The organism is Streptomyces sudanensis (genome assembly GCF_023614315.1).
In the GTDB taxonomy this organism is placed as follows: Bacteria; Actinomycetota; Actinomycetes; order Streptomycetales; family Streptomycetaceae; genus Streptomyces; species Streptomyces sudanensis.
In genome coordinates this window covers 720,398-725,284 of sequence record NZ_CP095474.1, presented here as the reverse complement: position 1 = coordinate 725,284, position 4,887 = coordinate 720,398, and the positions used below count along the sequence as shown (strand labels likewise).

The window sequence follows — 4,887 nt, the reverse complement described above, 5'->3', positions numbered from 1 at the left end:
GCGACGGGGGCCGCGGCCCGGAGGCCGCCGGCACCGACGCCCCCGGCCCGGAGGCCGCCGGCACCCCCGCCTCGGACCCCCCNGGCGTCGGGGACCCCGGTATGGAGGAGGGCGCCCCNGCCCCGGACGCCCCCGGTACGGAAGGCCCCGACACCGGGGACCCCGGCCCACAGGACACCGCCCCCTGGCTGGACACCGAGACCGCGCTCACCCTGCTCACCTCGCCGCTCGGCGGCATGGACGCCGCCGACCTCCGCCGCCTCGGGCGCGCCCTGCGCGACGAGGAGCGCGCGGCGGGCGACAAGGCGCCCCCGCCCTCCGACGTGCTGCTCGCCCGCGCCCTCGCCGAACCCGAACGGCTCGTCGCCCACGACCCGGCCTACGCACGCGGGGCGCAGCACCTGGGCAGGCTCCTGCGCGAGACCCGCGACCTCCTCGCCCTCGGTGGGACCGCCGAGGAGGCCCTGTGGCACCTGTGGAACGGCACCGGCTGGCCGAACCGCCTCCACCGCGCCGCCCTGCGCGGCGGCCCCGCCGGCCGCAACGCCGACCGGGACCTCGACGCCGTGTGCGCCCTGTTCGACACCGCCGCCCGCGCCGAGGAGCGCACCGGCGGGCGCGGCGCCCTGAACTTCCTCGCCGAACTCCAGGCGCAGGACATCGCCGCCGACACCCTCTCCGGGCGGCAGGCGCGCCCCGACGCCGTGCGCCTGATGACGGCGCACCGCTCCAAGGGCCTCGAATGGGGCCTGGTCGTCGTCGCCGGGGTGCAGGAGGGCCTCTGGCCCGACCTGCGGCGGCGCGGCTCCCTGCTGGAGGCCGACCGGATCGGCCGCGACGGCCTCGCCGAACCGCTCACCCCCGGCGCGCTCCTCGCGGAGGAGCGCCGCCTGTTCTACGTCGCCGCCACGCGCGCCCGCGACCGGCTCGTCGTCACCGCCGTCAAGGCGCCCGCGGAGGACGGCGACCAGCCCTCCCGGTTCCTCGCCGAACTCGGCGTCGAACCGAGGGACGTCACCACCCGCCCGCGCCGCCCCCTCGCCGTCGCCGCCCTCGTCGCGGAGCTGCGGGCCACCACCGTCGACCCGGACGCCTCGCCCGCCCTGCGCGACGCCGCCGCCCGCCGGCTGGCCCGGCTCGCCGCGCTCGCCGACGAGGAGGGCCAGCCGCTGGTCCCCGCGGCCCACCCGTACCGCTGGTGGGGCCTGTACGACACCACGCACGCGCCCGCCCCGCTGCGGGACCGCGACCAGCCCGTCGCGCTCTCCGGCAGCGCCCTGGACCAACTGGCCAACGCCTGCGGCCTCCAGTGGTTCCTGGGCCGCGAGGTGAGGGCGGACGCCCCCGCGACCGCCGCCCAGGGCTTCGGCAACGTCGTCCACGTCCTCGCCGACGAGGTCGCCTCCGGCCGCACCCCCGCCGACCTGGCGGTCCTCATGGAACGCCTCGACTCGGTGTGGAACGCGCTGGCGTTCGACGCGCCCTGGAAGTCCGTCCAGGAGAAGGAGCAGGCGCGCGCCGCGCTGGAGCGGTTCCTGCGCTGGCACGTGATGGACCGGAGCGGCCGGACCGCCGTCGCCACCGAGCACGGCTTCGACGTGACGCTGGAGGCGGGGGAGTACCGGGTGCGCATCCGGGGCTCCATGGACCGGGTCGAGCGGGACGAGCGGGGCCGCGCCTACGTCGTCGACTTCAAGACCGGCCGGCAGGCGCCCACGAGGGACGAGGTCGCCCGCCACGCCCAGCTCGCCGTGTACCAGGTCGCCGTCCGCGAGGGCGCCGTCGACGAGGTCTTCGGCGGGCGCCGCCCCGAGCCCGGCGGCGCCGAACTGGTCCACCTGCGCCAGCCGGCCCCCAGGGGGGAGGGCGGCGACGCCCTGCCGCGCGTCCAGTCCCAGGAGCCGCCCTCGCAGGAGTGGGTGGCCGGCCTGCTCGCCACCGCCGCGGGCCGCGTCCTCGACGAGCGCTTCACACCCGCCACCGGCCAGCACTGCGCCACCTGCGCCTTCCACGCCTCCTGCAGCGCCCGCCCCGAGGGCCGTCACATCGTGGAGTGAGCGGCGTGGAAGGGAGCGGCGTGGAGCGAGCGGCGTGGAGTGGGGCGGCGCGGAGCGAGCGGCGTGGAGTGGGGCGGCGCGGAGCGACCGGCGTGGAGTGGGGCGGCGCGGAGCGACCGGCGTGGAGTGGGGCGGCGCGGAGCGACCGGCGTGGAGTGAGCGGAGACGCGGGGGAAGTGACGGGACGTGAGGAGGAAACGGAAGAAAGGGATACTCGGGGGAAAGTGAGGCGTTGTAGGAGGAAATGAGGGGAACGGGGGAGGAGTCCACCGGTCGACCGGCCCGTCGGCGCCCCCGGTTAGCCTTCTCCGGGTGACCGCACGCATCACCGACCCCGAACAGCTCAAGGAGCTGCTCGGCATCCCCTTCACCCCCGAGCAGACGGCCTGCATCACCGCGCCGCCCGCCCCGCAGGCCGTCGTGGCCGGCGCCGGCTCCGGGAAGACGACGGTGATGGCCGCCCGCGTGGTGTGGCTGGTCGGTACGGGGCAGGTCGCCCCCGAGCAGGTCCTCGGCCTGACCTTCACCAACAAGGCCGCCGGCGAACTCGCCGAACGGGTCCGCGCCGCCCTGGTCCGCGCCGGCGTCACCGACCCCCACGCCGTCGACCCCGACGACCCGCCGGGCGAGCCCCGCATCTCCACGTACCACGCCTTCGCCGGCCGGCTCCTGACCGACCACGGCCTGCGCATCGGCCTGGAGCCCACGGCCCGCCTCCTCGCCGACGCCACGCGCCACCAGCTCGCCGCCCGCGTCCTGCGCGAGGCCCCCGGCCCGTACCCGGCGCTCACGCGGTCGTTCCCCACGCTCGTCGGCGACCTCCTCGCCCTCGACGCCGAGCTGGCCGAACACCTCGTCCGCCCCGAGGACCTCCACGCCTACGACTCCTCGCTGCTCGCCGACCTCGCCCGGGTCCGCCTCGGCAACGCCGACCTCCGCAAGGTCCCCGAAGCCGCCGCCGCCCGCCGCGAACTGCTCGACCTGGTCGTCCGCTACCGGGCCGCCAAACGCGAACGGGACCTGCTCGACTTCGGCGACCAGATCGCCCTCTCCGCCGAGCTGGCCCTCACCCGCCCCGAGGTCGGCGCCCTGCTGCGCGACGAGTTCCGGGTCGTCCTGCTCGACGAGTACCAGGACACGTCCGTCGCCCAACGCCTGCTCCTGTCCGGCCTGTTCGGCGGGGGGACGGGCCACCCGGTCACCGCCGTGGGCGACCCCTGCCAGGCCATCTACGGCTGGCGCGGCGCGTCCGTCGCCAACCTCGACGACTTCCCCGAGCACTTCCCGCACGCGGACGGCCGCCCCGCCGCCCGGTACGCGCTCAGCGAGAACCGCCGCAGCGGCGGCCGGCTCCTCCGGCTCGCCAACGGCCTCGCGGAGCCGCTGCGCGCCATGCACGAGGGCGTGGAGGCGCTGCGCCCGGCGCCCGGCGCCGAACGGGACGGCGTCGTGCGGATCGCGCTGCTGCCGACGCAGGCCGAGGAGATCGCCTGGCTCGCGGACTCCATCGCCCACCTGGTCCGCACGGGCAAGGAGCCCGGCGAGATCGCCGTCCTGTGCCGCACGGCGACGGACTTCCCGGAGATCCAGGCCGCCCTCGTCGCGCGCGACGTGCCCGTCGAGGTCGTCGGCCTGTCCGGGCTGCTGCACCTCCCCGAGGTCGCCGACCTGGTCGCCGTGTGCGAGGTCCTCCAGGACCCCGGCGCCAACGCCTCGCTGGTACGGCTCCTCACCGGGCCGCGTTGGCGGATCGGCGCCCGCGACCTGGCCCTGCTGGGCCGCCGCGCCCGCCTGCTGGTCCACCGCGACGGCGACGGCCCCGACGACGCGGACGAGCGCCTGGCCGCCGCGGTCGCGGGGGTGGACCCCGCCGAGGTGGTCTCCCTCGCCGACGCGCTGGACACCTTCCTGGAGACGGGCGGGCACGACGACGGGCTGGCCTTCTCGGCGGAGGCCCGCGTCCGGTTCGCCCGCCTCGCCGCCGAACTGCGGGACCTGCGGCGCTCGTTGGCCGACCCGTTGATGGACGTCCTGCACCGGATCCTCGCCACCACCGGCCTGGAGGTCGAACTCTCCGCGTCCCCGCACGCCCTGGCCGCCCGCCGCCGCGAGACCCTGTCGAACTTCCTGGACGTCGCGGCCCGGTTCGCGTCCCTCGACGGCGAGGCGACGCTCCTGGCGTTCCTCGGCTTCCTGCGCACGGCCGCCCGGTACGAGAAGGGCCTCGACAACGCGCTCCCCGGCGGGGAGAACACCGTGAAGGTCCTCACCGCGCACAAGTCGAAGGGCCTGGAGTGGGACGTCGTCGCCGTCCCCGGCCTGGTCGCCGGCCAGTTCCCCAACAGCAGGGCGCGCGAGGCGTGGACGGCCCAGCCGCAGGTGCTGCCGCACGCCCTGCGCGGCGACGCCGCGACCCTGCCCGGCATCGACACCTGGGACGCGGCGTCGCTGAGGGCGTTCAAGGAGGCCATGCGGGACCACCAGCACACCGAGGAACTGCGCCTGGGGTACGTGACGTTCACCCGCCCCCGCTCGATGCTGCTCGGCTCCGGCCACTGGTGGGGCCCCACCCAGAAGCGCCGCCGCGGCCCCTCCGCCTTCCTGCACGCCCTGTACGACCACTGCGCGGCCGGGTACGGGGAGATCGAGGCGTGGGCGGACGAACCGGAGGAGGACGCCGAGAACCCGGCGCTCCGCGAGGCCGGCGAGGACCTGGCGTGGCCGCTGCCGCTGGACCCCGCCTCCCTGGCCCGCCGCCGCGCCGCCGCCGACACGGTCCTGGCGTACCTGGACAACCCCCCCGCNGAGCCCGCCACCGCCCCGGAGTCCC

General features: G+C 76.9%; 1 protein-coding gene and 1 pseudogene. Both read left to right on the top strand.

Annotated elements, in window-relative coordinates; genetic code table 11:
* Positions 1 to 119: 119 nt before the first annotated feature.
* On the top strand, positions 120 to 2,057 hold a 1,938-nt coding region (locus MW084_RS03165; protein WP_275563462.1), incomplete at its 5' end, for a UrvD/REP family ATP-dependent DNA helicase.
* Positions 2,058 to 2,369: 312 nt separating this feature from the next.
* Positions 2,370 to 4,861 (top strand): annotated as a pseudogene (locus MW084_RS03160) (ATP-dependent helicase); the annotation flags it as partial.
* Between the last annotated feature and the right edge of the window lie 26 nt (positions 4,862 to 4,887).